Raw genomic sequence first — 625 nt, forward strand, 5'->3', positions numbered from 1 at the left:
GTCTACCGGCTGTACCGTCTTGAAGGTCTGAGCCTGCGGCGCAAGCGCCCGCGACGGCACGTCACTGCGGCACGACGGATGGAACGGGAGGTTGTGGTCAGGCCGAACCAGCAGTGGTCGATGGACTTCGTTTCCGATGCCCTGTTCGACGGGCGCCGGATCCGCGCCCTGACGCTGGTAGACAACGATACCCGGGAGGCACTCGCGATTGTCGTGGACGGTGGCATCCGGGGCGAGCAGGTGGTGCAGGCGGTCGAGCGGATCGCGGAACACCGTGGTGCGCCGGAACGGATCAGGGTCGATAACGGCCCGGAGTTCGTGTCGAAGGCACTGGATCGCTGGGCCTATGAGCGCAGCGTGACGCTGGACTTCTCCCGCCCGGGCAAGCCGACCGACAACGGGTTCGTGGAAAGCTTCAACGGCCGCCTGCGCGACGAATGCCTGGACACGCATTGGTTCTTGTCGCTGGAGGACGCCAGGAGCAAGATCGAGGCCTGGAGACGGGACTACAATGCGTGCCGTCCTCACAGTGCCCTGAGGCACCTGACGCCCCAGGAATTTGCTGCCAAAGCAGCCCAGAAGGGCCGCTGATGAAGCCGGGAAGCTCTCCCTATGGGCGGACCAG

Annotated in this window: 1 protein-coding gene; it reads left to right on the plus strand. The window is 65.3% G+C overall.

Going from position 1 to position 625, the window contains the following annotated elements; translation table 11 throughout:
- Positions 1 to 591, plus strand: a 591-nt coding sequence (locus D2K64_RS23995) for an IS3 family transposase (RefSeq protein WP_120010936.1), incomplete at its 5' end; no start/stop codon positions are given.
- Positions 592 to 625: the final 34 nt, after the last annotated feature.

This window comes from Teichococcus vastitatis, from assembly GCF_003604215.1.
Classification (GTDB): domain Bacteria; phylum Pseudomonadota; class Alphaproteobacteria; order Acetobacterales; family Acetobacteraceae; genus Pseudoroseomonas; species Pseudoroseomonas vastitatis.